The organism is Collinsella aerofaciens, from assembly GCF_015670795.1.
GTDB lineage: Bacteria > Actinomycetota > Coriobacteriia > Coriobacteriales > Coriobacteriaceae > Collinsella > Collinsella aerofaciens_Q.
The window spans coordinates 56,547-78,790 of record NZ_JADPCJ010000007.1 but is presented as its reverse complement, the minus strand read 5'-3'; the positions used below and the strand labels follow the sequence as shown (position 1 = coordinate 78,790).

Sequence of the window (22,244 nt, the reverse complement as noted above, 5' to 3'; positions counted from 1 at the left end):
ACGCCGTAGCGCGAGCCGTCCCCGAGCAGGCGCTCGAAGTTGGGAAGGTCGGTCGGGGTGGAGATGACCAGGATGTCGCGGATGCCCGCCAACATGAGGGTGGACAGCGGGTAGTAGATCATGGGCTTGTCGTAGACCGGCAGCAGCTGCTTGGAGGTCACGAGCGTGAGCGGGTACAGGCGCGTGCCGGACCCGCCGGCGAGGATGATGCCTTTCATTAATTACACCTTTCCGTTGTCTTTAGTCGGGATAAGAAAACAAGTTGTTCGGTATTTAAGACAAAGCTTGGCTTTCCTTACGGCGAGCATTCCAATGCAATAAAGGCGCCGGGGGGTAGAACTGCCATAAAAATGCCGTGCATCGCGTTCAAAAATCGATAAGCGTATTAATGCTTTATCAACGTTATCTGACGCAAGGGAATAGCTCTGCTTCAGAAGTGGGCCGCGTAAGTAAACGACCTTCATTCCCGCCTTTTTCACATCATCAATAAACTTGTGATCAACCAAATCCAAGAAGAGATCAGGGTCGTATGAAACAGCTTCGAACACGGAGCGCTTTACAATCATTCCACTGTTGATGCCGCTCAGCTCAGAACAATCCGAAACAGAGTCGATGTCTGGAAAAGGATGGGCCCTAAAACCGTCAAAGGTGCAAGGTGAAAGGACAGAATCGCCACTCAAAACAAGCGGAAGATCAACATCCCAGTCAGGTGAAGAAACGTCAAGGCCATCCAAAGCGGTGAAATAATCTTGATCAACCTCGGTGTCGTCATCGAACAGACAAACCAGATCACCATGGCATCTCTCGATGCCAGCTCGATATGCCGCAGGAAGGCCCTTATTCCCAGCCATATCGACATAGCAAACACCAAGGGTCTCGCAGATTGCTCGGTTACCATACTCCCGAGTGCTATTATCGCAGACGATGATTTCAGGTCTTACGAACGCGTTTAAGGCTGCATTAATTACAGGCACATCATTCACAGTCTGGTTGTAGACAACAACAATAAGGGAAGCAGTACTCATTTAAGAGTCCTCCCCTTCTTGACAAGTTCACAGAGGAGATTAGCTCGCTGAGCAGCAACGATCTTGAGTTTCCTTCGTGATGTCGTTACATTACCGCCGTGCAGTCTATGCTCCAGAAAGACACGGTTATCGAAGACAACCGTTCCAAATTTTTCACAGACCATACCGATCCAATGATCATAATTGACGACACAAGAGGGCATAGGCATGATGAGTCGTTTTGAGCTTGCAGGAAAAGCCATGCAGCAGCCGCTGTATCGTGGTTTAGCGAAATTTCGCAATAAACCACCCCTGATACCGTATTCCTCAAATAGCGGCTTCGAGATAACAGCGCCTTCCCCATTAATATGAACCACATTATGTATCGCTAAGTCAGCACCAGTTTCGTTCAGAAGTCGAAGCATGGCATCCTTTTTGCCAGGTTTCCAAATATCATCCTGGTCGCTAATAAAAATTATGTCCTTGCAGCAGTTCTGAATTGCGTTGTTGAAGTTGCCGACTACGCCAGGCTCCGCATTGCGAACAATCTTAACTCGTCCGTCAGTCTCTGCATATCTGGAAATGAGTGACAAAGTGCCATCTTGTGATTCGTCATAGGAAATAACAAGCTCATCATCCGAAGAGAGTTGAACCAAGATAGAGTCGATCTGCTGTTCAAGGAATCGCTCCCCGTTGTATACAGCCATTGCAACCGATGCAGTTTCAAGCATAGTTACACCCTCTCCCAACTTTGAGAGACTTCGTTCCATTTCTTGATAGCCCGTGCGGGAGACCCAGCGAGTACGGTATTGCTGGGAAACGATTTAGTTACGACGGCATTAGCGCCAACGGTACACCCGTCGCCAATCGTAACGCCCGGCATAACGCATACGCCCTCGCCAATCCAGACATTGTCACCGATGACGGTAGATTTAGTAGCAAGCTCCCTGTCGTCTGGCGCAACGTAAGGACACGCTGATGTACCGGCGAATTCACCGTGACTAGTATCAGAGATAAATATATTCGAAGCCATCAGCACGTTGTCACCGATTGAAACGGAATCATGCGCGACTATATGCACTCTATCATTGAACTTGCAGTTGCTGCCGATTTTTAGGGCAACGCCCTCTCCGCCAAGGTCAAAGCGACAGCCATAACCGAGCGTCAGGCCATGCCCATAGGAGAAGCGCTTCTTTCCACCTCGTAAGTAAAAAGGCAACCTAATAAGTCTCGCCCCAGGAAAGCGAAGTCTAGTATAGGCAACGTAAATGCAGTTACCGACAAACTCTCCAAGGGAGTATTGGTTAATCAAGGCCACTCCTAGCCGCAAGAATCTTGCGAATCTTCGCTGCATCGCCCCAGATGGCGGGCGAATCATACGGACGATCGGGATACTTACCGTAACCGAGCTTGATCGAGAAGCCGTTCTCATTAATAAAGTGCTCGATGTAGTCACCAAGGCCGATTGGCACACCGGAGCAGATGTTGATGATGCCATTAACCTCATCCTGCTCGACGACGGCGACGACCTGTCGGCAGAAATCTTCATAAGGAAGGAAATCGTATTTGCATCGACCACTCGTGAACGGGAACTCGTCCTTACCCTCGAGCTCAGCCGCGACGATCTTCGAGAAGATGGAGCACCCGCGCCCGTCGTTAGAAACGAGATAAAACCCACGGAGCCACTGCATCTGGGCACCATGCTGGCGGCAAAGCTCTCCAGTAAGTTGACGGAGGGCGTTCTTCGCAACACCGTAGGGCGTAGTGGGATTGCAGGGGGTGTTCTCGTCAACGACGCCCTCATGGTAACCGACCTCGTGCATAGAGCCCATGACAGCGATGCGCTTGACGCCCGCCTCGAGCGCCGCCTTGATAAATAGATAGTGCTTAGAGAGGTCATCCAAGTGCGAAATGTCGTTATGTGAGAAGCCGTTGCGCCAAGCAAGGTGCAGCAGTACATCCGGGCTCTCATTGGACTGGAAATTGTAGGAGAACACATCGCCAACGTGCTCCTCAAGATTATCGTGCTTCAGCCCACACGAACATAGACCCATGGCCATGACCTTGTGTCCAGCATCCAGGAGATGAGAGACGACTCCCTTGCCGATGTAACCGTCGGCACCGGTGACCATAATCCTCATAAGTTGCCTTTCTCGTAGCCTTCATAGGCTGGCTCGCTACCCAGCAGAGCCTTTACGAAGGTTTCAATGGAATAGCCGCGATACACTTCATCGGGAAGCACCCGATAAGGCGTCGTAAAGAATTGAGAGGGGACGCTGCCCTTCCCACTCCACACAGCGACATCGCCTTTACTCGCGAAATCGTAGAGAGCCGCATCAGGATTGGCAGTAATCAGCTTCCTATGCGCTCCGATGGCCTCGAGCGTGCGCATGGTAAGACCACGCTGTCCAGCCTGGGGAGAATCGACAATTGCTTTGGAACGCGCATAAATCTCAACTATCTTTTCAGTCGAGAGCGATTCAAAGCTGAACTCAACACCCCGATAGGCAGGGTTTGTAAGACGCCGCAACGAGGCCGCCGACTTCGACGGCATAAAGAAGTAACGAAACACCCGCAGGCCCTGCGATTCTAGGTTGTCGCAGATAGAGCTAACCGCCTCAAATTTGCTCGGCTGGTGCACGCTCCCTATGAAGCAAGCGTCATACGTGAACCCACCGTCGGGAACAAGAGGCAGGCCATCGTATGCCCCAGAGAAGAAAAGAGGACGAAACTTCAGACCGTAACGTTCGCAGTCGGACGGCTCAAAAGAATAAACATCGTCAAATAGATCCCGGCAGGCACCGAAACGCTCGCAATTGTTGAAAGCATCCCAAAGGTACGAAACAAAACGAGCATTGCTTGATGACCTGATGGATGAAAGCTGATCGCGTGTGAAACAAAAAGACATGCCACCCATGAAGATCAGCAAATCATAATCACCTGTCGCGACCTTCTTCTTAAGGGATTCGGCATACTTAGCAATCTGCCCGTCGACAAGTCTATAGCTGATCTTCGCAAAGGATCTGAAGGAGACAGACTCGCTTGGACGGTCATCAACACATACAACGCTATGACCTTGGCGAGAGAGCTCATCACGCACCCGATCACGATACCCGAAGAAAGTCGGAGCCATAAGCAAAATGCGATAACCCATCTAGCGCCCCGTTCTCTCTTTGCCGAACATGGCGCCAAAGGTGCCCGCGAAGCACTTCCAGTCCATACGGAAGCAACGGTTCTGCACATAACGAAGTTCGATCTTCTGACGCAAGCCGCTTTCAAATGTCGCCTCGTTGCGATCAGTTGCCTGCCAAAGACCGGTAATGCCAGGCTGAACAGAAAGCAACTCAGCTTTTTCTACATCCGTAAAATGCTGCTCGAGCTCATCCCGTGTAATGGGGCGAGGCCCAATAACAGACAAGTCTCCGTTCAAGACATTGATAAACTGAGGCATCTCGTCGATAGAGCATTTACGAATGAACTGACCAATCTTGGTAATACGAGGGTCATCGTCAACTTTGCGTTCGACTTCCCACTGATGAAGCTGCTCAGGACTCAAATACTTCTGCACATCGCCAGCATCTGCGACCATGCTGCGAAGCTTAAAAATCCTGATTGTCTTTCCGCCCTTGCCGACGCGCTCTTGCGTATACATGGGGCTGCCGGGCGATTCGAGGCTAATGAGCGCGCACACAATGGCGATAGGGATAAGCAGCAGTACGCTCATCAAAAGACTGAACACCAGATCAAACAGCCTCTTAATAAAGCGGTATCCAAGCGTACCGCTCGGCTTAATCTCTTTAATACCAAGTGCGCCCCCCACGGATACGCAGCTCTCTGTTTCTTTTTTAGCAGCCACAGTCAAACTTACGTCCCCGTTCCCCAGGGACCCCCCAATCGGTAAATTCAAAAATGCGAACGAATAGCTGGCGCAACGTCTCCCTTACGTTTTGATGGGAACATCAAGCGGCAGCAGCTCCCTAAATGCGGAGCCGCCTTCGCCTACGTCCACCAGGCACCAGCGCTTGCGACGGTCGATCTTTTGCACACGGGCCTCTTGCCCCACCAAGGGACCCTGCTCTATGTGCAACACGCCGTCTTCTATGCGCGCAACGCTGTTGCGCACCACGCCATCGTCGTCGAGCACGCTGCGGTACCAGTCCTGCGCGTCGTCCGGCATGGTCATGTACGCCCGCTCCCTACTGCCGGCGATGCGGCAACCAAAGCTCAACTGGGCCAGGGCCCTATCGAGCGCGGCGGCATCGTGCGTGGCAACGAAGAAGTATTCCTTGTACATGGGTTTGGTTTGGAGCGACCAGGCGCCGTTCCGCTTAAACCAGAACTCCTTTTGCATCACAAAAGCGTCCTGCATAAGGTTGTGCGGGATAATGCGGCGGACCTTTTCGCAGGTCTCGCGCTCTTTTCCATTGGGGGTGTGGACCAGATACCAGCGGACGCGGCCGTGCTGGCTGTTGGTGGTGGCGCCGTTAAATGCGCCCGGAAGCTGCTCTTGGCGCCGTGCCGTCTGCTCCATGTTCTCGCCCCCTTTTTTGGCTTTGCGATACACGCAAATGCAGGGGCGTTTAGAACAGGCTTCTCGCTCGCAGCTAGGCGCAGTCGCAAAAGTACAGATTTTTGTATCTTTCGACAAACGACATTATACGAGCAATTAATCAGTGTTTGCCCAGATTACGCAAAATGTACTGCTAGTAGGTACATCTCCATACCCCTCTACAAAAACCTGTACCTTTTTGTGCAACAAAAAAAGCCGCTCAACCAGCGGCTTTTCTTATTTCGGCATGAAAAAAGGCGACCGCCCTTTGTGGACGGTCGCCTTTGTTAATTGTTATGAAGTTTGCCTTAGGCGCGGGTCTTGATCTCCTCGGTCACCTTGGCAACAAACTCGTCAACGCTCATCTGAACGGTCTCGTTGGAGCGATCGCGGACGGAGATGTTGCCGGCCTCGACCTCCTTCTCGCCCAGGATGAGCATGTAGGGCACGCGATCGATGCTGCGGGCCTCGCGGATCTTGTAGCCGATCTTCTCGTCGCGGTCGTCGCAGACCACGCGAATGCCGGCCTCCTCCAGCTTGGCGCACACCTCGTGGGCGTAGTCGCGGCTCTTCTCAGAGACGGGAAGTGCCTTGACCTGTACGGGAGCCAGCCAGGTGGGGAACTTGCCCGCAAAGTGCTCAATCAGAATACCGATGAAGCGCTCGATGGAGCCAAAGCAAACGCGGTGCAGCATGATGGGGCGCTTCTTGGTGCCGTCGGCGTCCACGTACTCCAGGTCAAAGTTGAGCGGCATCTGGAAGTCGAGCTGGACGGTACCGCACTGCCAGGTACGGCCGAGCGAGTCCTCCAGGTGGAAGTCGATCTTGGGGCCGTAGAAGGCGCCGTCGCCCTCGTTGACCTCGTAGTCCATGTGCAGCTGCTCCAGAGCGGTGCGCAGGCCCTCCTCGGCGCGAGCCCAGTCCTCGTCCGAACCCATGGAGTCCTCAGGGCGGGTGGAAAGCTCAACGTGGTACTTAAAGCCAAACTTCTGGTACACGGAGTCGATAAGGTTGACCACGCCCACGATCTCGTCGGTCAGCTGGTCGGGACGCACAAACAGGTGAGCGTCGTCCTGGTTAAAGCAGCGCACGCGGAACAGGCCGTGCAGGGCGCCACGCAGCTCGTGGCGGTGCACCAGGCCAATCTCGCCGGCGCGAATGGGCAGCTCGCGATAGGAGTGCGGCTTGGAGGCGTACACCAGCACGCCGCCCGGGCAGTTCATGGGCTTAATGCAGTACTCTTCGTCGTCGATGACGGTGGAGTACATGTTGTCCTTGTAGTGGTCCCAGTGGCCCGAGGTCTTCCACAGCTGCTTGTTCATGATGAGCGGCGTGGAGATCTCCACGTAGCCGGCCTTGTGGTGGATCTCGCGCCAGTAGTCCAGCAGCGTGTTCTTAAGGATCATGCCGTTGGGCAGGAAGAACGGGAAGCCGGGGGCCTCGTCGCGCATCATAAAGAGGTCCATCTCGCGGCCGATCTTGCGGTGGTCGCGCTTCTTGGCCTCCTCCAGCATGTGCATGTGCTCGTCGAGCTCTTCCTTGGTGGCAAAGGCGACGCCGTTGATACGGGTGAGCATCTTGTTGTCCTTGTCGCCCTTCCAGTAGGCGCCCGAGACGCCGGTGAGCTTAAAGGCCTTGAGGGCCTTGGTGTAGCAGATGTGGGGACCAACGCACATGTCGATGTAGTCGCCCTGCTGGTAGAAGGTGATGCGGGCGTCGTCGTCCAAGTCGCCGATGTGCTCGACCTTGTACTTCTCGCCGCGCTCTTCCATAAGGGCGATGGCCTCGGCGCGGGGCTTATCGTACACGGAGAACTTGAGGTTCTCCTTGACGATCTTTTTCATCTCGGCCTCGATCGCAGGGAAGTCGTCCTCGCTGATCTTGACGCCCTCGGGCAGATCGACGTCGTAGTAGAAGCCATTGTCGGTCGCGGGGCCGTAGGCAAAGTCGGCCTCGGGATAGAGGCGCTTGATGGCCTGCGCCATGATGTGCGCAGCAGAGTGGCGGATGACGTGCGTGACCTCGTCCTGCGGGAGCTCGGCCACCGAACCGTCATTGTAGAGTGCCTTCATGGGTATGTTTTCTCCTCTCGGATGCCTGATGCAAGTGCGTGCGATGCGCTCGGCGATTTAACTTGCATCATTATAGGCAGGTTGCCTTGGTATACAAGCGCCCGCTGCACCTTAATGGCACGGCGGGCGATTTTCTACGCATGCTTCATCGTGTGGGCGGAGTCTGGGGCGCGCGTGGCTTGCGGCGTGCCCGGGACTTGCGGCCGGCCCGGCGATGGATGCGTTACTGGATGCGAGTTCGGCAGTAGGGGCAGACCTTCCAGTGCGCATCGAGCGGGCGATGGCAGCTGGGGCAGACGTTGCGAACCTGAGTGTCGCACACCGGGCAGACGACGAAGTCCTTCTCGATGGGCGCGCCGCACTGCGGACAGGTGCCGTACTGGGCAAGCTGGCGCTCGCGCAGGGCCATGTCCAGCTCCTGCTCCTCGCGGTCGGACGCGTAAGAGTGCGGACGCAGGACCAGGTAGGCAATGAGGCCCACAAACGGGATGAGGGCGATGATGCCCCATGCCACGTAGGCGCTGGCGCCGCGTCGGCGAGCGTCGATGAACACATAGACGACCGACAGCACATACAGGGCGATGATAAAGCCAACGAAGGCATAGACGACGCCCATGAGCTGCGGCGACATGAGCTCGGAGATGTACTTGGACATTACGGGTACCTTTCGGGATATTAACAGTCCGGTCAAGTTTACCACGGGGTTTGTTTATATGGGACTACGGCTGAGTATGGGGCTGGCGCGGACACAAACATCTCAATCTGTAACAGATACTCGGCTAAAACAGTCCCAGACGTTACAGATTTAGACAAACCCTTCTCTCCCCGACTTAAACCTCGATCTGTAACATCTAGAACCCAAAAACAGTTCTTACTGTTACAGATCGAGACAACCAGAATCCGTCGGAAAGATTGTCTCGACCTGTAACAGAAAGGAACCAAAAACCCTGCCAGCTGTTACAGATCGAGACATACGAGTAACCCGACGGGCTACCGTCTCGATCTGTAACACGTAGGACCGCAATTCCCCGCCTATCGTTACAAATCGAGATGAACGTGCGCCTGTGGACGCAGCATCTCAATCTGTAACAGGTAACGGCGACGACCGCGATGTTTGGTGGGAAGATCTCGCGGTCTAACGTGGCCAGCATCCGTGCTGGGCCAGCCCGCGCCTGCCGTTGGCGGGTGTTGCAGGGCTGTTCGCCGCATTGCCGTCGCACTGGGGGTGTGCAGACCCTAGGATAGTCTTATTGACGGCCTGTCAACTCGTCTGGGAGGCACTGTGACGGAAACGTTTGATATCGTGATTGTCGGCGCGGGCATCACCGGATGCGCCATCGCGAGGCAGCTCGCGCGCTATGACCTGTCCATTTGCGTGGTCGAGGCGGCTAACGATATTGCGCTGGGCGCGTCGAAGGCCAACGGCGGTCTGGTGCACGCCGGCTACGATCCGGCACCGGGAACGGTAAAGGCGCAGGTCAACGCCCGTGGTTGCGAGCTATATGGCACGTGGGCCCAGGAGCTAGGCTTTTTGTTTTGCCGTACCGGGTCGATGGTGCTGGGGTTTAACGACGAAGACGGCGCACAACTGGAGCAGCTGCGGTGCAACGGCCTTGCCAACGGTGTGCCCGAGCTGTCGATCGTCGGACCCGACCGCATCCACGAATTGGAGCCGCGCGCCAGTGCCGATGCAACGTGTGCGTTGTGGTGCCCCTCGACTGGATTTGTCGACCCGTTTGAGGTTGCCATCGCCGCGCTGGAAAACGCCGTCGCCAACGGGGTGACCTTTATGCGGTCCGCGCCGGTGGAGGCGATCGAGGTAGCTCCCGGCGCTGGCGACGGGAGCGGTGACGGGACCGCTCGCTTTACGCTGGTGACACCGACCGGTGATGTGCGTTGCCGCTATTTGATTAATGCCGCGGGCAACGGCGCCGCAAACATCTCGCATATGGCGGGCGCCGAGGAGTTCCAGATGGTCTGGCGCCAGGGCAACATCGTGGTGCTGGACAAGGAGCCACGTGCGCTCATGCCGCTCTACCCCGTTCCCACGCCGGTTTCCAAGGGCGTCATCGTTACAGGCACCGTCCACGGCAACACGGTGATCACCGCGACCGCCGCCGTGCGCGATCCGGGCGACACGCAGACCTACGCCGGCGACGTTAACGCGCTGCTGACCGGCGCGCGCAAGCTGGTGCCCGATCTGGATACGCGCCGCGTGGTGAGCGCATTTGCCGGCGGGCGTCCGGTCATTCAGGGAACGAACGACTTCTTTATTGGGCAGTCGGCCGTGGTGCCGGGACTGTTCCAGGCGGCAGGCATTCAGTCGCCGGGCGTGGCGAGCGCGCCGGCCATTGCCGAGCGCATGGAGCAGGTTATGCGCGACGCGGGTGTGGTTTTGCGCGAACGGGATGACTGGAACCCAATTCGCCGCGCGCCGGACGACTTTGACCGCGCACCACTGGCGCGCAAGGAGGAGCTGATCGAGTCCGATCCCGCGTGGGGCCAGATTGTCTGCCGCTGCGAGACGGTGCCCGAAGCCGAGATCGTGGCCGCGATCCGACGCCAGCCGGGCGCGGTTTCGGTCGAAGGCGTCAAGCGCCGCTGCCGTGCCGGTATGGGCCGGTGTCAGAGCGGCTTTTGCCAGAGCCGCGTGGTGGCGATTCTGACGCGCGAGTTGGGCTGCAACCCTAGCGAGGTATTACTGGAGGACGCCGGCTCCTGGTTGGTCGAGGGACCTTTGAAGGGGGTGCGCTAGGATGGAGGAGTTCAAATCGAGTGCGATTGATTGCGGCGTCGTAGAAGCCGTACAAACGCAAGCCTTCGACGTGGTCGTTATCGGCGGCGGGCCTGCAGGCATGGCGGCCGCGCTGGCCGCGCATAAGGCCGGCGCACGCGTGGCCATCGTGGAGCGCGAGCAGCACCTGGGCGGCATCCTCCGCCAGTGCATCCACCCCGGCTTTGGCCTGTCGCACTTTAAACAGGAACTCACCGGTCCCGAATACGCACAGCGCTTTATCGACCAGGTGCGCGCAACCGACATTACGCTGTTCCTGGACTGCATGGTGATTGGGATTGATTCGGGCGAGCCTACGGAAGACGCCGCGGTCCATACCGTCACGCTCATGAGCCCCGCCAGCATGCTACGGCTCACCGGGCGCGCGGTCATCCTTGCCATGGGTTGTCGCGAGCGCACGCGCAGCGAGATCAAGATTCCCGGCAGTCGTCCCGCCGGCGTGTTTACGGCCGGCCTGGCGCAGCGATACATCAACATCGAGAACCTCAAACCCGGCTCGCGCGCCGTCATTTTGGGCTCGGGTGACATCGGGCTGATCATGGCGCGCCGCTGCACGCTCGAGGGGATTTCGGTCGAGGGCGTGTACGAACTCATGCCGTACGCCAACGGCCTGCGCCGCAATGTGAAAAACTGCCTGGACGACTTTGGCATTCCACTGCATCTGTCTACCACGGTCACGCGCGTGATCGGGCACGACCGCGTGGAGGCCGTCGAGGTAAGCCGGGTCGACGAGCACCTGGCACCCATTGCCGGGACGGAGCGCATCGTTCCGTGCGACACGCTACTGCTTTCGGTGGGCCTGATTCCCGAGAACGAGCTTTCGGTTGCCGCGGGCGTGGAGCTGGACCCACGCACGCGCGGCGCCGTGGTGGACCAGAGTCTGCAGACGGGCGTGTCGGGCATCTTTGCCTGCGGCAACGTGCTGCACGTGCACGACCTGGCAGACAATGTGACGACCGAGTCCGAGCGTGCCGGTGCGGCTGCGGCGGCGTGGGCGTTGGACGGCGGCGCTGGGGTGGGCGCTACGGGCCCGGGCTGTCAGCTTACGGTCTCCCCCGCCGGCATTGCGGGCTACGCACTGCTGGGACGCATTACGGCTGTGGCACTCACCAAACTCAACTTCCGCGTACGCCGGCCGGTCGACGCCGCCCGCGTGCGCATTCTGGCAGGCGACGAGGAACTGTTTGCGGGCAAGGTCCGCCCGTTTAAACCGAGCGTCATGGAAAGCTTCCCGCTACCGGCAAAGGTGATTCAGCGCGCACTCGACCTGGGTGTTAGCGAGATTGTCCTGTCCGTCGACCCCGTTGAGGAGGCGTAGAGTCATGAGCACGAATGTGACCGAGACATTGCAGTTCAACTGCACCACCTGCCCATCCGAGTGCCTCCTGACCGTAGAGGTCGAGCGTAGCGCAGACGGCGCCGTGGTAGAGGTGCGCTCCGTGACCGGCAACAGCTGCCCGCGCGGCGATACATTCGCGCATCAGGAGCTCACCTGCCCCATGCGCGTGCTCACCACAACCGTGGCCGTATCCGGCGGTGACGAGGCGCTGCTGCCAGTGCGCACGGCCGAAGCCATCCCGCTGGCACTTCACGCCCAAACCATGGACCTCATCCGCGGACTAGTGGTCAAAGCCCCCATCCGCATGGGCGACGTCGTGCTAGAGAACCTCCTAGACACCAACATCAACCTAATCGCCAGCATGGACATCGACCCCGCCTAAGCAGCCAATTTGGGACGGGCCTCTTTTAGCTACCCCGCCATTCACCCCGCCCCTCCTCAATTGCGGTGAAATAGTTCCTGATTTCCGCCAAAACCCCGGCATCCAGGAACTATTCCACCGCAACTATCTTTGTAATTGGTATTTAGCCTGTGCCTACTTTAGTGCCATTTCGAAACTATGCCGGATTACGGGGCTGGTTCGGAGACCCCCATCCATACCGGCAATTTTCAATTTTTGATAAGCCGTCTACCTGAGGTTTTAATTTCGCGATTTTTCCCATGGTCAAGTAATACAGGTCCAGCCCCGTAATCCGCCATACTTTTGAAACCAGCCCATTTGGGACGGCCTCTTGTGACTACTTTTACCTATCATTCCGCATGTTTGACGCAGCTAAAATAGCCCCGTCCCAAATTGACTACCCTGGCATTGGGGATACCATGGTGGCACCCTAGCGAAAGGATGTTTCATGGCACATGTCGATGACCAGCGTGTGGCGCGCGTGCTCGATGCGCTTGAGGCTCAGCACCCCGGCGCGCAGCTGCTCGTAAACGACCCATGGTCGATCTACTATCTAACCGGCTTTTATGCCGATATGTTCGAGCGTTTTTGCGGCGTGCTGCTCGCGCGCGATGCCGAGCCCGTAATCTTGGTTAACGCCCTGCATCAGCTGCCAGAGTACGACAATGCCCGCGTGGCCTACCACACCGATACCGACGTCGTGACCGACGCCATCGCTCGCGAGGTCAATCCCGCCAAGCCCCTCGGCATCGATACCGTTATGCGCTCCGGCTTTTTGATGCCCCTTATGGAGCGCCATGCTGCGAGCGAGTTCTTCCTGGGCGACTTTGCCGTCACAGCCGCACGCACCCACAAGGACGCAGCCGAGCAGGAGCTCTTGCGCGTGTCCTCGGCCGCCAACGATGCCGTAATGGCCGACGCCATCAAGCTCGTTCACGAGGGCGTGACGGAGCGCGAAATTGCAGACCAAATGCTCGGTCTGTACCGCAATCACGGCTGCGAAGGCTTTAGCTTTCCGCCCATCGTAAGCTTTGGCGCCAACGCCGGCGACCCGCACCACGAGCCCGACGATACGGTACTCAAGCGCGGCGACGTGGTACTGTTCGACATTGGCGGGCGTCGTCGCAACTACTGCTCGGACATGACACGCACGTTCTTTTGGGGCGAGCCGGACGAGGAGACAGCACGCATCTACGACATCGTGCGTCGCGCCAACGAGGCCGCCGAGGCGCTCATCGCACCGGGCGTGCGCATGTGCGACCTGGACCGAGCCGCGCGCAACGTGATTGAGGATGCGGGCTATGGCCAGTTCTTTACGCACCGTCTGGGACACTCAATCGGCCTGCAGGACCATGAGCCAGGCGATGTCTCGCTTGTCAACGAGCAGGTCGTAGAGCCGGGCATGACGTTCTCCATCGAGCCGGGCATCTACCTCCCCGGCCGCACCGGCGTCCGCATCGAGGACCTTGCCCTGGTCACCGAGTCCGGCGTCGAGATCCTCAACGCCTACCCCCACGACCCAGTCCGCCTCGACTAGGCATGCCACCAAAGCTCCCCTAGAAGTTGCGGTGAAATACGGACTGTTTAAGGCTTCTAGCCCATAAAACAGTCCCTATTTCACCGCAACTGATGAGGGGATGGGTTAACGGAGCAGAGCGGGCTAGCGCAGCAGCCCCGCTACTTCGCCGGCTAGGGTGATGGTGCCGGCTGCTACAAAGGGCTCGCCTGCAGCTTCGAAAGCTGCGAGGGACTCGGACACGCTGGGGTACACGCCCGCGAGCTTATCGGCATCAACGAGGGCGGCGAGCTCCTCTGCCGGCAGGGCGCGATCGGAATCGGTCTGCGTCACGACCACGCGAGGGAAGGCCGGGATCAACACATCGACGATGCCCGCCACGTCCTTGTCTGCCAGCGCGGCGCACAGCAGCGTGGGACGATTCTCCACGCACGGATCGATCTCGTCCAGCGCGCTCACAAAGTTCTCGCAGCTCTGAGGGTTATGGCAGGCGTCGATCAGCTTGAGCGGATCAGTTCCCAGTACATCAAAGCGGCCCGGCGTGGGGCAGCCCATAAGCGACGCATCGAGCTTGTCATGATCGAGTTCGCGACCCAAATACCCCTCGCAAAGCATAATCGCGCACGCGGCATTCTGCGGCTGATAGGCCGGCTTGACCATGCTCGACGTATAGATCGCACGCGGCGTGGTGCAGCTAAACTCAACCGTGTCGCCTACATGCGCCGGCGCCTTAGTCGTGGCGTGGCTCACCACGAGCGGCACGACGCCGCACTCGCGGCAACGAGCATCCATCACGCGTTGAACGCTCGCCTCGTGTGTGCCCTCGCCCAGCACAACCAAGCGTCCGGGCTTAATAACCGCAGCCTTCTCACCCGCAATGGCCTCGAGCGTATCGCCCAAAATGCGTGTGTGATCGAGTCCGATGCCCGTGATGGCAACGGCGACAGGATCGGTCGCACTCGTGGCGTCCCAACGTCCGCCCATGCCGACCTCGAGCACGGCGACATCCACCGCGGCCTCGGCAAACACTACAAGTGCGGCAGCCGTCAGCAGGTCAAAAGGCGTGATGGTATAGGCACGCTCCCCCACCGCCACACGACGCGCATTCACGCGATGTCCCGCCTCGACAGCTGCCGAAACGCCACGGGCAAAGGCCTCGTCGCTCACAACGCGTCCATCGACCTCCATGCGCTCGGGATAGCGCACAAGCTGCGGCGACGTATACAGCGCGGTCTTTAACCCCTCACCACGAAGGATGGCAGCCGAAAAACGCGTGGTCGAAGTCTTGCCATTGGTACCGGCAACCTGAATGCAATCGAAATACTCGTCCGGACGCCCCAGCTCATCGAGCATATCGACAACCGTCTCGAGCAGAGGCCCAGCATCCCCAGAAATCCGCCCCGTATCAGCAGCCAGCCCAACAGCCTCACCAAACGAAAGCAACTCAAACGAGAACGGCACAGAATACGACCCAGAACGCTTAGCCATAACCCAAAGTCCCCTCAACATAAAAAGAGGCCCGAATCAACAGCGAGCCCCTCCCATTCAAAATATCAGCCAAACACCGCTTTGCAGCGACCTCAAGGCCGCAACCAAGTGGCCCTACCAGGCAGCGGACGCCCCCGTAACCGCTATGGGAGCGGTTTGGGGCTTTGCTCGATACAAGTTCCGCACGAGCCGAAGGCCACTTAATGTGGCCTTCGTGCGAGCAGGACTGTCCGAAGTAGCGAGCAAAGCCCCAAACCGCGTCCCCCAGTACCGCCTACGAGAAGTCAGCAACCTGAGCAGTCAGCGCCGCCAGGATCTCCTTGAGCTCAGCTGCACGGTCCCTCTTCTTCTGGACCACCGCAGGCGCGGCCTTGGCCACAAAGCCCTCGTTGGCCAGCGTCTTCTCGCAGCCGGCGAGCTCCTTCTGGGCCGCGGCGATCTCCTTCTCCAGGCGTGCCTTCTCAGCCGAAAGGTCAACCTTGCCCTCGAGCACCACAAAGACCTCGACGCCGCTATCGACCACGGCGATGCTCGCGGCCGGCTTCTCAACATCAGTACCCATGACCAGCGAGGCGGTGTTCGCCAGCGGCTCAATCGTAGAGCGCAGGCTCTCGAGCTTCTCGATGTCCTCGGTACCGGCGCGCACGACCACGTCGAGCTCGGCCTTGGGGCTCAAGCGATAACGCGAACGCGTGGCGCGGGCGGCGGAAACGACGGTGCGGCACAGCTCAAATGCGCGCTCGGCGGGCTCATCGACATACTTGGCGTAGTCGGCGGGCTCCGGCCACTTGGCGATCATGAGCGCCTCGGCGCGGTCCACGTTGCCCTCGGCGTCCAGGTCGAGCACGCTCGCCGGCATGTTGTCCCAAATCTCCTCGGTGACAAACGGCATAAGCGGGTGCATCAGGCGAATGGAGGTGTCGAGCACAAAGATCAGGTTGCGCTGCGCCTGCAGACGACCCTCGCCCTTCAGGCGGGCCTTGGTGACCTCGACGTACCAGTCGCAGACCTCGTTCCAGAAGAACTGCTGCACGCCGCGGGCCATGTCGCCAAAGGTGTAGTTCTCGATGCCCTCGGTGACCATCTTGACGGCCTTGGCCAGGCGGCTGAACATCCAGGCGTCGGCCGGCGTCTCCACGACGGGCTCGCCGGGCGTGTAGCCCTCCATGTTCATGAGCAGGAAGCGGCTGGCGTTCCAGATCTTGGTCACAAACGACTTAGCCTGCTCGGTGCGCGGGCTGTCGATGAGCTTCTTGGTCTTCTTATCGATGTTCGCGTCGAACTTGACGTCCTGGTTGTTGGTGCAGAGCGTCAGCAGGTTGTAACGCATGGCGTCGGCGCCGTACATGCCAATGAGGTCCATGGGGTCAACACCGTTGCCCTTGGACTTGGACATGCGGCTGCCGTCCTTGGCAAGGATCGTCGGGTAGATGACAACGTCCTTAAACGGCACCTCGTCCAGGAAGTACAGCGAGCTCATGACCATGCGGGCGACCCACAGCGCGATAATGTCGCGCGCGGTGACCAGCGCCGTCGTGGGGTGATGACCCTCGAGCAGCTCCGGCTTTTGCGGCCAGCCCTGCGTGGCGAAAGTCCACAACTGCGAGCTGAACCAGGTGTCCAGCACGTTCTCATCCTGATGCACGTGATGGCCGCCGCACTTGGGGCACACATCGGTGTCCTCGGCCAGGGCGTCCTCCCAGCCGCAGTCCTCGCAGTAGAACACGGGAATGCGGTGGCCCCACCACAGCTGGCGGCTGATGCACCAGTCCTTAAGATTCTCCATCCAGGTGGTGTAGGTCTGCGTCCAGCGCGCGGGGTGGAAGGTGACCTTGCCGGAGTTGACGGCGTCGAGTGCCGGCCCCTTGAGTTTGTCGACAGCGACGAACCACTGCTCGGACAGCCACGGCTCCAGCGCGGAGTCGCAACGGTAGCAGTGCATGACGGAGTGATCGAGGTCCTCGACGTGATCGAGCAGGTCGTGCTCCTCAAACCACTTGATGACGGCCTCGCGGCACTCGTCGCGGTTCATGCCGGTGAACTCGCCATAGCCCTCGACGACCACCGCGTGCTCGTCAAAGATGTTGATCTGCGGCAGGTCGTGGGCCTGACCCATGGCGTAGTCGTTGGGGTCGTGGGCCGGGGTGACCTTGACGAAGCCGGAACCGAAGTTGGCATCGACATGCCAATCCTCAAAGATGGGGATCTCGCGGTCGACGATGGGGAGCTTGACGGTCTTACCCACGAAGGCGGCCTTCTCGGGGTCCTTCGGGGAGACGGCAACGCCCGTGTCGCCGAGCATGGTCTCGGGACGCGTGGTGGCGACGACGATATAGTCCTGGCCGTTGACCGGCTCGGTCAGCGGGTAACGCAGGTGCCACAGGTGGCCCTTCTCGTCCTTGTACTCGGCCTCGTCGTCCGAGATGGCGGTGGTGCAGTTGGGGCACCAGTTGACGATGCGCTTGCCGCGGTAGATCAGGCCGTCGTGATACCAGTCGCAGAAGACCTTACGTACGGCCTGGGCGTAGTCCTCGTCCATGGTGAAGCGCTCGTTGTCGAAGTCGACGGAGCAGCCCATGCGCTTGATCTGCTCGACGATGATGCCGCCGTACTCGTGGGTCCAGTCCCAGCAGGCGTCGACGAACTTGTCGCGACCGATCTCCAGGCGGCTGATGCCCTCGCTCTTGAGCTTCTTGTCGACCTTGGTCTGCGTGGCGATACCGGCGTGGTCGGTGCCGAGCACCCAGCGCGTGGACTTGCCGCGCATGCGGGCCATACGGACGATGGCGTCCTGGATGGAGTCGTCGGTGGCGTGACCCATGTGGAGCTTGCCGGTCACGTTGGGAGGCGGAATGGTGACGGTGCAGTCGCCCACGCCCTCACGGCGCTTATAGTAGCCGCCGTCGAGCCACTTCTGCAGGATCGCCGGCTCGTTGGTCGACGGATCGTAGTTCTTGGGCATCTCTTCCATATATCTCTCCCTTGCCCGTCGGCGTGTCCGCCTGCTTGGTTTTCGCTCGGTCAGGTCCTGGCTCGCACGAAGAGCACATTTAGTGCTCTTCGGCTCGTGCGGAATCTACGAAAACCAAGCAGGCGGACACGCCTTAGGTATCGATTACTTCAGTCTGAAGGTACTAACTTGACATTCTCACAGAATAGCACAGGCATACCTGCCGAAAAGGGACAGGTTTATTTTGGTAGGTTTTATCAGGGGAAACGACATTTGCCCATATAAAACCGACCAAAATAAACCTGTCCCTAAATGGCAGGCCCCGCGGTGGTTGCCGCGGGACCTGGATTCAAGCTATTTACCCGTAGATGCGCTGGGGTTGTTCTTCGCCCTTTACGGAGGCTTCGGTCACGATGACCTTGGTGACGCCTTCCTCGCTGGGGAGGTCGAACATCGTCTGCTGCAGCACGTCCTCGCAGATCGAGCGCAGGCCGCGGGCACCGGTCTTGCGGGCAAGCGCCATGCGGGCGATCTCGTGCAGGGCGGCATCCTCAAACTCAAGCTCAACGTCCTCGAGCTGGAACATTTTGCGGTACTGGCGCACCACGGCGTTCTTGGGCTCGGTCAGGATCGACACCAGGTCGTCCTCGTTAAGCGCCTGCGTCTGAGTAACGACAGGCGTACGTCCCACAAACTCGGGGATCATGCCAAAGGCGTTGAGGTCCTGCGGGAGCACCTGACGCAGCAGGTCGTTCTCGTCGACCGAGGTGGGGCCGGCGATCTCGGAGTTAAAGCCCACGCCCTTGTTGCCCACGCGGTCGGCGATGATCTTGTCCAGACCCACAAAGGCACCGCCGCAGATGAACAGGATGTTGGTCGTGTCGATCTGCAGCAGCTCCTGCTGGGGATGCTTGCGGCCGCCGGTGGGCGGAACGCTGGCCACCGTGCCCTCGAGAATCTTAAGCAGCGCCTGCTGAACGCCCTCGCCCGAAACGTCGCGGGTGATGGAGAGGTTCTCGGCCTTGCGGGCGATCTTGTCGATCTCGTCCACGTAGATAATGCCAACCTGAGCGCGCTCAATATCGCCATCGGCGGCGTTGATGAGCTTGAGTAGGATGTTCTCCACGTCCTCGCCCACGTAGCCGGCCTCGGTGAGCGCGGTGGCGTCGGCGATGGCAAACGGCACCTCGAGGATGCGCGCGAGCGTCTGGGCCAACAGGGTCTTGCCGGTACCGGTGGGACCGAGCAGCAGGATGTTGGACTTGGCGAGCTCTACCTCGTCCATATCGTCATCGAACTGCGAGCCCATGTCGCCATCAAAGGCAGACACCGCAGCGCCGCCCTCAATCACGCGGCGATAGTGGTTGTACACGGCCACCGACATGGCGCGCTTGGCGTCCTCCTGACCCATAACATAGGCCGAAAGCTCGTCATAGATCTCATGCGGCGTCGGCACATGTGTGATGACCTGGCGGTCGTCCTCGAGCTCAAAGCCCTCGGCCTCGGGGTCCACGGCGGGCTGGGATGCAGCCTGACCGTGGTCGTTGAGGAAGCCCGGCAGCTTGCCGTTGCGGGCAGCGTCCATAAAGTCCGAAGCCAGCGACTCCTCCAGAATCTCGGAGCAGGCGGCAACGCACTCGTCGCAGATAAAGATGTTGGTCGGGCCCTTTACGAGGCGACGGACCTGGCCCTGCTCTTTTCCGCAGAAGGAGCAGCGGATGGGGTTGCCGTTCTCGTCAAAGTTGTCCTGCATGTTACCTGCCATCCTAGGCGTCCTTCGCGGCGAGATCGCGCGAGGTGACGATACGGTCGATCAGACCGTAGTCGAGTGCCTCGGCAGCGGTCAGGTAGTTGTCGCGCTCGGTGTCGGCCTGGACCTTCTCGATGGGCTGGCCCGAGGCGTCGGACAGGATCTGGTTGAGCTCGCGACGGGTCTTCTTAATCTCCTCGGCCACGATCTCGATCTCGGTCTGCTGGCCCTGGGCACCGCCGCTGGGCTGGTGAATCATGACCTTGGAGTGCGGCAGGCAAAAGCGCTTACCCTTGGCGCCAGCCGAAAGCAGCACGGCGGCCATGGACGCAGCCATACCGACGCAGATGGTGGAGACCTGCGGCTTGATGAAGTTCATGGTGTCCAGAATCGCCAGACCGGAGTAGACCTCGCCACCGGGCGAATTGATGTAGAGCGAGATATCCTTTTCGGCATCCTGGCTCTCAAGATGCAGCAGCTGGGCAACGACCAGGTTGGCGCTGACGGAGTTGATCTCCTCGCCCAAGAAGATGATGCGGTCGTTGAGCAGGCGCGAATAGATATCGTAGCTGCGCTCGCCGCGCGGCGTCTGCTCGATAACGTATGGCACGAGGGCGGAATCGAACTTAGCGATCATACGCATCTCCATTTCTCTCTTGCGGACCAAATTGGTTCTAGATAAACGTACGGTGCCCGCATGCTATGCATTGGCTGGCACCGTACGAAGCAACCGGATAACCGGTGTATAACTTTACCCCATCACGGGCGCACCCATGCGCTCGCGGGCAAGGTGGCGAGAATTACTCGGCGTCCTTGGCGGTCTCGTCGACCTCGGTCACCTTGGCGTTCTCGACCAGGTGGTCGACGGCCTTGGAGCGACGGATGGACTCGCGGACGGCAGGCATGCGGCCATCGGCGATGAACTCGGCCTTGGAAGCCTCGACGTCCTTGACGCCGGCCTTCTCGAACTCGGCGTTGATGTCGTCCTCGGTGACCTCGATCTTGAGCTCACGGGCGAGGGCGTCCAGAGCCAGGGACTCACGGGCAACATCGTTGGCCTGCTTGTGCAGGTCGCCGATGAACTGCTCCATGGTCAGACCGGAAGCGGGCAGCCAGGTGTCGAGCGTCATGCCGCGGGCAGCGAGGTTGGACAGGAAGTTCTGGCCAAGCTCCTCAAAGACGGACTGCTCGTAGTCAGCATCCATCTCGTCGAGCTGCAGGCGCTCGGCGAGAGCGGAGACGCAACGGTTCTCCTTCTCGGCCGGGAGGCGGGAAGCCTTGTCCTGCTCGATCTCAATCTTGATGGCGTCGCGCATGGCGTCGATGCTGTCGAAGCCGAAGTCGGACTTGACGAGCTCATCGGTGAGCTCGGGGGTGTTGCGGACCTTGATGCCCTTGACGGTGACCTCGACGGTGTGGGTCTCGGCCTCCTCGCCCTCCTCGACCTCGTCGGTCCAGGTGACGGTCTTGACGTCGTCAACGTTAGCGCCGATCAGGGCCTCGTTGAACTCCTTGGGGTTGCTGTCGCTACCGGCGATGAGCATGCGGCCCTCGGCAGCGAAGTTGTCGGCGTTCTCGACGGCCTTGAGGTCGACGGTGACGTAGTCCTCGGCCTCGACGGCGCGACCCTCGACGTCCTCGAAGGTGGCACGGTAGTTGAGGAGCATCTCGACCTGGTTGTTGATCTCGGACTCGGTGACCTCCGCAGGGGGCATCTCGATCTCGACGGCGTCGAAGGAGGAAAGCTCAGCGGCAGGACGCAGGGAGAACTCGACGGCGTAGGTATAGTCCTCGTGATCCTTGGCGAGGTCGAGCTCCTTGTAGTCACCGCTCTTGGTGGGGACGATGTCCAGCTCGTTGAGGACGGCGGGCTCGTTGGCGGCGATCAGGTCGTTGGTGGCCTGAGCGAGGGTTGCCTCGGCGCCAAGAGCGGAGTCGATGACCGGACGGGGAGCCTTGCCGGCGCGGAAGCCCGGGAAGCGGTACTTCTTGGCGGTGTCCTTGTAGGCCTTCTTGATCGCGGCGTCGACGTCGGCGGCCGGGATGGTGACCGTAGCGGTGAGCTTGGCGTCCTTGACGTCAGAAGCGGTGATGTTCAACACGTTCCTCCTCATACTGCCCAGCTTATCTGAGGTGCTGGTACCTTTATGCAACAAGCGTCGCGAGGGCATAAGCCGACGCGGGTGCGTTGGTGCGGGCGAAAGGACTCGAACCTTCACGGGAATCCCACCAGAACCTAAATCTGGCGCGTCTACCAATTCCGCCACGCCCGCATGAGCGCACAGACTAGGAATGATAGCAGATACGAGCGGCAAGCGCACGCACACGTTTTACAGGCTCACGACCTCACCACGAGTGCAAAAGGCGGGGCGAGTTGCCCCG

At 59.3% G+C, this 22,244-nt stretch carries 19 protein-coding genes and 1 tRNA gene; 4 read left to right on the top strand and 16 right to left on the bottom strand.

Features of this window, described 5'->3' with window-relative positions:
* The 10 genes from I4W09_RS03845 to I4W09_RS03800 all read right to left on the bottom strand — a co-directional run.
* The coding region (locus I4W09_RS03845) for a sugar phosphate nucleotidyltransferase (protein WP_196032015.1) at positions 1–218 on the bottom strand (218 nt) is incomplete at its 3' end.
* 3 nt (positions 219–221) lie between these two features.
* Positions 222–1,025: a glycosyltransferase gene (locus tag I4W09_RS03840; RefSeq protein WP_196032012.1), complete on the bottom strand. Its 804-nt coding sequence runs from the start codon at positions 1,023–1,025 to the stop codon at positions 222–224.
* The gene (locus I4W09_RS03835; RefSeq protein ID WP_196032009.1) at positions 1,022–1,735 is read right to left on the bottom strand and encodes a glycosyltransferase; all 714 of its coding nucleotides are present in this window, start codon (positions 1,733–1,735) and stop codon (positions 1,022–1,024) included. The genes I4W09_RS03840 and I4W09_RS03835 overlap by 4 nt, the downstream gene beginning before the upstream one ends.
* Before the next feature lie 2 nt (positions 1,736–1,737).
* Positions 1,738–2,316, bottom strand: a complete 579-nt coding sequence (locus tag I4W09_RS10605; protein WP_271756753.1) for a DapH/DapD/GlmU-related protein — start codon at positions 2,314–2,316, stop codon at positions 1,738–1,740.
* Entirely contained in the window at positions 2,309–3,145 is an 837-nt protein-coding gene (locus I4W09_RS03825; RefSeq protein WP_196032002.1) for an NAD-dependent epimerase/dehydratase family protein, read from the bottom strand. The genes I4W09_RS10605 and I4W09_RS03825 overlap by 8 nt, the downstream gene beginning before the upstream one ends.
* Positions 3,142–4,158: a WaaS/CpsH family glycosyltransferase gene (locus I4W09_RS03820; RefSeq protein ID WP_196031999.1), complete on the bottom strand. Its 1,017-nt coding sequence runs from the start codon at positions 4,156–4,158 to the stop codon at positions 3,142–3,144. The genes I4W09_RS03825 and I4W09_RS03820 overlap by 4 nt, the downstream gene beginning before the upstream one ends.
* A complete protein-coding gene (locus I4W09_RS03815) occupies positions 4,159–4,860 on the bottom strand; it encodes a sugar transferase (protein WP_196031996.1) in 702 nt (233 codons plus the stop codon).
* Between the two features lie 84 nt (positions 4,861–4,944).
* On the bottom strand, positions 4,945–5,535 hold the full coding sequence (locus I4W09_RS03810) for a hypothetical protein (RefSeq protein WP_196031993.1): 591 nt from the start codon (positions 5,533–5,535) through the stop codon (positions 4,945–4,947).
* A gap of 326 nt (positions 5,536–5,861) precedes the next feature.
* Positions 5,862–7,625 carry a threonine--tRNA ligase gene (gene thrS / locus I4W09_RS03805; protein WP_196031990.1) on the bottom strand — a complete coding sequence of 588 codons (1,764 nt, stop codon included), beginning with the start codon at positions 7,623–7,625 and terminating at the stop codon, positions 5,862–5,864.
* Positions 7,626–7,848: 223 nt separating this feature from the next.
* Positions 7,849–8,280: a double zinc ribbon domain-containing protein gene (locus I4W09_RS03800; RefSeq protein ID WP_055251579.1), complete on the bottom strand. Its 432-nt coding sequence runs from the start codon at positions 8,278–8,280 to the stop codon at positions 7,849–7,851.
* A gap of 627 nt (positions 8,281–8,907) precedes the next feature.
* On the opposite strand from I4W09_RS03800, the gene I4W09_RS03795 reads away from it, so the two are divergent.
* From I4W09_RS03795 to I4W09_RS03780, 4 genes are all read left to right on the top strand, one after another.
* A complete protein-coding gene (locus tag I4W09_RS03795; RefSeq protein WP_196031987.1) occupies positions 8,908–10,380 on the top strand; it encodes an NAD(P)/FAD-dependent oxidoreductase in 1,473 nt (490 codons plus the stop codon).
* A gap of 1 nt (position 10,381) precedes the next feature.
* A complete protein-coding gene (locus tag I4W09_RS03790) occupies positions 10,382–11,737 on the top strand; it encodes an NAD(P)/FAD-dependent oxidoreductase (RefSeq protein WP_196031984.1) in 1,356 nt (451 codons plus the stop codon).
* Between the two features lie 4 nt (positions 11,738–11,741).
* Entirely contained in the window at positions 11,742–12,140 is a 399-nt protein-coding gene (locus I4W09_RS03785; protein ID WP_196031981.1) for a DUF1667 domain-containing protein, read from the top strand.
* A gap of 466 nt (positions 12,141–12,606) precedes the next feature.
* Positions 12,607–13,695 (top strand): M24 family metallopeptidase, encoded by a 1,089-nt coding sequence (locus tag I4W09_RS03780; protein ID WP_196031978.1) that lies wholly within the window; start codon positions 12,607–12,609, stop codon positions 13,693–13,695.
* Positions 13,696–13,818: 123 nt separating this feature from the next.
* Here the strand turns inward: I4W09_RS03780 and I4W09_RS03775 are convergent, their stop codons facing one another.
* The 6 genes from I4W09_RS03775 to I4W09_RS03750 form a co-directional block, all read right to left on the bottom strand.
* Positions 13,819–15,162: a bifunctional folylpolyglutamate synthase/dihydrofolate synthase gene (locus I4W09_RS03775; protein ID WP_196031975.1), complete on the bottom strand. Its 1,344-nt coding sequence runs from the start codon at positions 15,160–15,162 to the stop codon at positions 13,819–13,821.
* Between the two features lie 274 nt (positions 15,163–15,436).
* Positions 15,437–18,133 carry a valine--tRNA ligase gene (locus I4W09_RS03770; RefSeq protein WP_196031972.1) on the bottom strand — a complete coding sequence of 899 codons (2,697 nt, stop codon included), beginning with the start codon at positions 18,131–18,133 and terminating at the stop codon, positions 15,437–15,439.
* A gap of 337 nt (positions 18,134–18,470) precedes the next feature.
* Positions 18,471–19,877 (bottom strand): ATP-dependent Clp protease ATP-binding subunit ClpX, encoded by a 1,407-nt coding sequence (clpX, locus tag I4W09_RS03765; RefSeq protein ID WP_196031969.1) that lies wholly within the window; start codon positions 19,875–19,877, stop codon positions 18,471–18,473.
* A 1-nt stretch (position 19,878) separates the two neighbouring features.
* On the bottom strand, positions 19,879–20,499 hold the full coding sequence (locus I4W09_RS03760; RefSeq protein ID WP_022095182.1) for an ATP-dependent Clp protease proteolytic subunit: 621 nt from the start codon (positions 20,497–20,499) through the stop codon (positions 19,879–19,881).
* 163 nt (positions 20,500–20,662) lie between these two features.
* Entirely contained in the window at positions 20,663–21,964 is a 1,302-nt protein-coding gene (gene tig, locus I4W09_RS03755) for a trigger factor (RefSeq protein WP_196031966.1), read from the bottom strand.
* A gap of 87 nt (positions 21,965–22,051) precedes the next feature.
* Positions 22,052–22,135: transfer RNA gene (locus I4W09_RS03750), tRNA-Leu, on the bottom strand.
* Positions 22,136–22,244 lie beyond the last annotated feature (109 nt).